Origin of the sequence: Streptomyces sp. NPDC001027, assembly GCF_040299045.1 — a bacterium.
GTDB lineage: Bacteria > Actinomycetota > Actinomycetes > Streptomycetales > Streptomycetaceae > Streptomyces.
Genome location: NZ_JBEPBI010000394.1, coordinates 1 through 4906, shown reverse-complemented (window position 1 = coordinate 4906; position 4906 = coordinate 1). Strand labels below are relative to the sequence as shown.

Annotated in this window: 4 protein-coding genes; all 4 read right to left on the bottom strand. The window is 73.6% G+C overall.

Features of this window, described 5'->3' with window-relative positions; all coding sequences use genetic code 11:
• Positions 1–73: 73 nt before the first annotated feature.
• The 4 genes from egtD to egtA are packed head-to-tail and all read right to left on the bottom strand — an operon-like array spanning position 74 to position 4534.
• Positions 74–1054 carry an L-histidine N(alpha)-methyltransferase gene (gene egtD / locus ABT300_RS41375; protein ID WP_351687568.1) on the bottom strand — a complete coding sequence of 327 codons (981 nt, stop codon included), beginning with the start codon at positions 1052–1054 and terminating at the stop codon, positions 74–76.
• Positions 1051–1845 carry an ergothioneine biosynthesis protein EgtC gene (gene egtC / locus ABT300_RS41370; protein WP_351687565.1) on the bottom strand — a complete coding sequence of 265 codons (795 nt, stop codon included), beginning with the start codon at positions 1843–1845 and terminating at the stop codon, positions 1051–1053. Before egtC ends, egtD begins: the two co-directional genes overlap by 4 nt.
• Positions 1845–3236, bottom strand: coding sequence for an ergothioneine biosynthesis protein EgtB (egtB, locus tag ABT300_RS41365; protein ID WP_351687563.1), 1392 nt, complete (start codon positions 3234–3236; stop codon positions 1845–1847). Before egtB ends, egtC begins: the two co-directional genes overlap by 1 nt.
• Entirely contained in the window at positions 3233–4534 is a 1302-nt protein-coding gene (egtA, locus tag ABT300_RS41360) for an ergothioneine biosynthesis glutamate--cysteine ligase EgtA (protein ID WP_351687560.1), read from the bottom strand. Before egtA ends, egtB begins: the two co-directional genes overlap by 4 nt.
• Positions 4535–4906 lie beyond the last annotated feature (372 nt).

The window sequence follows — 4906 nt, the reverse complement described above, 5'->3', positions numbered from 1 at the left end:
CTCCGGGGCCGGGGCCGGGCACACGGCTCGCCGTCCGCCCGCGGGACGTCCCGCAGGCCGACGGCGAGCCGACTCAGTGGGCGGTGGCGAGGGCGAGCATGAAGCCGGCGTTCGGGTCGGACCAGAGCCGACGGGTGTGCAGGCCCGCCGCGGCCATCTCCTCCCGCAGCCCGGGCACGGTGAACTTGGCGCTGCGCTCGGTGATCCATTCCTCTCCGCGCTCGAACTGCACCGCCAGGTCGAGTTCCCGGATCTTCACCAGCTGCTCGGCCCGACTGCGCAGCCTCATCTCGATGAGACTCTCGGCGCTGTTCCACACCGACACGTGGTCGAAGGCGTCCGGGTCGAAGTCGGCGTCCAGCTCGTGGTTCAGGACGTGCAGCAGGTTCTTGTCGAACTCGGCCGTGACGCCCTGCGCGTCGTCATAGGCGGCGATCATCTCGTCCTCCGGCTTGACCAGATCCGCGCCGAGCAGAAGGAAGTCCTCGGGCCGCATGACGTCCCGGAGCCCGCGGAGGAACGGGCCGCGGGCCGGGCGCCGGAAGTTGCCCAGCGTGCTGCCGAGAAACGCGATCAGCCGTGGCCCCTCCTCGGGCAGCGCCGGCAGTACGAGCGGGGCCGTGAAGTCGGCGCGGAGCGCGTGCAGACGGATCCCCGGATAGTCCTGGACGAGTTGGGCGCCGGCCTGCTGGAGTGCGTCCGCGCTGACGTCGACGGGCACGTAGTTCAGGCCGGCCGGCCCCAGCGCCTCGATGACCAGCCTGGACTTCGTCGAACTCCCGGACCCGAGCTCGATCATGCTGCGGGCCCCGGTCTGCGCGGCCACGTCCCGGGCGTGGAGCTGGAGCAATCCGAGCTCCGCCCGCCACAAGGGGTACTCCGGGAGCTGGGTGATCTCCTCGAAGAGCTCGCTGCCCCGGGCGTCGTAGAACCAGGTGGGCGCCGTGGACTTGGGGGCGCTGGTCAGTCCGCCGCGGATGTCGGCGCGCAGAGCCCTGGCGTAGTGCTCGGCGTCGAGGGTGTCGGTGTAGCCGTAGGCGCGGGTGCCGGTCATGACTGCCTTTCCTCGGATGGTGCGGGTGCCGTGTCCGCGCTCGGGTCCTTGAGGGGGGTGAGCGCGACGTCGGCGCGGCCCGCCACGAGCAGGGTCCGGTCCGGGACCTCCTGCCAGCGCGGATCGTCGTCGTACGGTTCGGAGGCCACGACCGCCGTGCCACCGCCGGGGTCCGCCAGATACCAGAGGGTGTCGCCCCAGGCGGTCGCGGCGACGGCCGACCCGTCGGTGAGGAGCAGGTTGAGCCGGGAGCCGGGGGCCGCGGCGGCGACCTCGAGGACGGTGTCGGCCAGCGCCTGGCCCGCCGGATCCCCTGCGCGCAACCGGGCCAGGAGCAGCGCCCACACGAACGCGGAGTCGTTGCGGGCCTCCATCGACAGCAGGTCGGCGGCGGGCAGGGTGCGCGTCAGCCGCTCCAGCGAGCGCGGCCAGCCCGCGACCGCCCCGTTGTGGCTGAACAGCCAGGGGCCCGCCGCATACGGGGCCGCCGCGGCCTCCGCGTCGGCGCCGGCCAGGGTGGCGTCGCGGACGGCGGCCAGCACGGCCCGGCTGCGCACGACCCGGGCCAGGTCGGCGAAGGACAGGTCCGCCCAGATGGGCCCGGCCCTGCGGTAACGGGCCGGCGCCGGGTCGCCCTCGGCGTACCAGCCCACCCCGAAGCCGTCGGCGTTGACCGTGCCGTGGCGCTGCCGTCGCGGCGCCCACGACTGGCGGTACAGCGCGTGCGGGGGATCGACGAGGAGCCTGCCGAGCGTCTCCTCGGGCCCCAGGTAGGCGAGGTGACGGCACATCAGACGGCCCCCGAGCGTGCCGTGCGGAACCCGGAGAAGATCTGCCGCCGGATCGGGTAGTCCCAGTTGCGGAAGGTGCCCCGGCAGGCTACCGGGTCCACCGCGAACGAACCGCCGCGCAGCACCTTGTGGTCGGGCCCGAAGAACACCTCCGAGTACTCCTTGTACGGGAACGCCCGAAAGCCCGGGTAGGGAAGGAAGTCGCTGGACGTCCACTCCCAGACGTCGCCGATCAACTGACGTACGCCGAGCGGGGAGGAGCCGGCCGGGTAGCTGCCCGCCGGGGCCGGACGCAGATGGCGCTGGCCCAGGTTGGCGTGGTGCGGCGCGGGGTCGGCGTCGCCCCACGGGTAGCGCGTCGAGCCGCCGGTCGCCGGGTCGAAGCGGGCCGCCTTCTCCCACTCGGCCTCGGTGGGCAGCCGGCGTCCGGCCCAGCGGGCGTAGGCGTCGGCCTCGTACCAGCACACGTGCAGCACCGGCTCGTCGGGCGGCACGACCTCGGTGACGCCGAACCGGCGGCGCAGCCACTGCCCGCCGTCACGGCGCCAGAACAGCGGCGCGTGGATGCCGTGCCCGCGGATGTGCGCCCAGCCCTTGCTGGTCCACCAGCGTTCCTCGTCGTAGCCGCCGTCCTCGATGAACGCCTGGTAGGCCGCGTTCGTCACGGGGGTCGTGTCGATGTGGAAGGGCGCCACCTCGCGCCGGTGCGCGGGGCGCTCGTTGTCCAGGGCCCAGGGCTCGCCGGACGTGCCCATGGTGAACGAGCCGCCGGGGACCAGCACTTCGGCCGGGCCGGTGAACAGCGGCACGGGGGCGGGGTCGGGGGCGGTGAGGACCGGCGGACCCGTGCGGAGCTGATGGGTGATCAGCATGGTCTCGTCGTGCTGCTGTTCGTGCTGCGCGATCATCCCGAAGGCGAATCCGGCCTCCGTCAGCCGGGTGCCGTGGAAGTCGGCGGACTCCAGCACGTCGGTGACCCGGCCGCGTACCTCGGCCGCGTACCGACGGGCCTCGGCGGGCGGCAGCAGGGGCAGCGTGGGGCGTTCGGCGCGCGAGTGCTCGAAGGCGTCGTACAGGCCGTCGATCTCGGGGCGCATCGCCTCCTGGCCGGCCACCGCGCGCAGCAGCCACAACTCCTCCTGGTTGCCGATGTGGGCGAGGTCCCACACCAGTGGGGACATCAGCGGGGAGTGCTGGGCGACGAGGTCGGTTTCCTCGACGCAGCCGGTCAGCAGCGTCGTGCGGGCGCGGGCCGTCGTGAGCGAGGCGAGCGCGCGGGCGCGCAGCGCCTCGGGGTCCGGGGCGTCCGCGTGCGAGGCGGGCGCGACGTCCGGGGCGGATGCGGCGTCCGGGGCGGGTGCGCGCTCCGCGTCCAGGGCGGGCTCGGTCATGGGCGGAGGTCCTTCCCGTGTGCGCGGGCGTCCGTGCCGCGCAGGCGGTCGAGCTGGTCGTCGGCGGGGGTGCGCCCCTTGAGGACGTAGCGGTCCCGGTAGGCCGTCACGGCCTCCAGCACGGTGTCGTCGGCGCCGAGGCGGGGCAGGGCCCGCAGGGCGGCGGCGAAGCAGGCGATCGCCGTCTCGTGCAGTTCGGGGTCGGTCAGCGCGTGCCGGGCCGCGTCGATCCACAGCGGATTGTGCGGGGCCGGCAGCGGCCGGGCCCGCTCGGCCAGCGGCTTGACCGCGCGATAGGCGAACTCGGCGGTCTCCGGGTCCTCGAACAGGGCCGTCGTCACGGCGAGCGGCACCAGCCAGCCGTCGTCGCCGGGCTGGGCGTCGATCATGCGCAGTTCCAGATGGCCGCGCGGTCTGACCGGGGGGAACAAGGTGGTGAGGTGGTAGTCGAGATCCTCCCGGGTCGGTTCGCCCGTTCGGGTCCACTGCCGGAAGGTGAGGCGGTCGGGCACCTCCCAGTCGCCCTCGGTCCGCCGCACGCACATCACCGGCGCGTCCAGCACGTGCCGCGCCCAGGCCGCGCGCGGATCGCCGTTCATGGCGGGCCCGCCCGCGCGTCCGGCGCCGATCTCCATCCACAGCAGCTGCCGCGTGGAACGCCAGCCGGTGGGGACGCCGCCGAGCAGCGGGGAGTTGGCGAAGGCCGCCACGAGCACCGCGCCCAGGGTGTGCGACAGCCACCAGCGCCGGCCGTGCCCGAGCGGGCCCGGCTCCTCGTAGCCGGCGTCCAGGCAGACCTGCACGGACGCCGAGGTGCACATCATGGCGCGGCCCGCCGGGCCGGTGCGGTCGAGGCAGGCCTCCATGGCGTCGTAGCGCGGCTCGTGCAGGAACCGGCGCGGTGGGTGCCAGGGGTCGGTGCCGATGCCGACGAGGGCGAGTCCCTGCTCGCGCAGGGGCGCGCGGACCGCGGCCAGATCGGCGGAGACGGTGTGCACGCACTCCATGAGGGAGGCGGCGGGCGGCGAGCTCAGCTCCAGCTGGCCGCCGGGTTCGACGGTGAGGGGCGAGCCGAGGGGCACGTCCCGCAGGGCGGCGTAGGCCGCTTCGAGTCGTTCGGGTGTGACGGGGAGCTGCGGCGCGCGCAGATCGTGGACGAGCCATTCCAGCTCGACCCCGACGGTGCGGGGCGGGCCGGTCTTGAAGCAGATTCCCCTGACCAGCGCCTCCACCTCGGCTTCGGTGAGGGCGATGCGGGGCTCCGCTCCGTTCGTACAGTCGCTGACCGAGTCGGACATGTCGGGATCCTCCTGAGATTCCACCATGCCACCGGTCCGCCCTCGGTGCGGCCGGACCGGCAGAGCTCGTTCCACCCAAGACCCTCGATTCGAATCGCACAAGGGTGCACATCGGCACTTTCTGGACCGTGAAGCCCGGATTCCGTGGCGATTCCCCCTCGGTTCACCGCCGGTTTCCGCTCGCCTCGGAGCTGCTTCCCGGTCGGACCCGGAGCATGCGCCACACGGGCGAGGGGCCGGAAAAATCGTGTTGCACACGATGTCCGGGATCGCTCACGATGCGTGCATGAGCTCGACGGGGGAGACGCGCGGCGTGAGCCGCGAAGTCGGGTGCGGGGCGGGCGTGACCGCGCGGCGCGCGCTCATGGAGTC

Coding starts and splice junctions, on each gene's coding strand:
- egtD (WP_351687568.1), bottom strand. CDS start 1,054: ATGACCGGCACCCGCGCCTACGGCTACACCGACACCCTCGACGCCGAG.
- egtA (WP_351687560.1), bottom strand. CDS start 4,534: ATGTCCGACTCGGTCAGCGACTGTACGAACGGAGCGGAGCCCCGCATC.
- egtC (WP_351687565.1), bottom strand. CDS start 1,845: ATGTGCCGTCACCTCGCCTACCTGGGGCCCGAGGAGACGCTCGGCAGG.
- egtB (WP_351687563.1), bottom strand. CDS start 3,236: ATGACCGAGCCCGCCCTGGACGCGGAGCGCGCACCCGCCCCGGACGCC.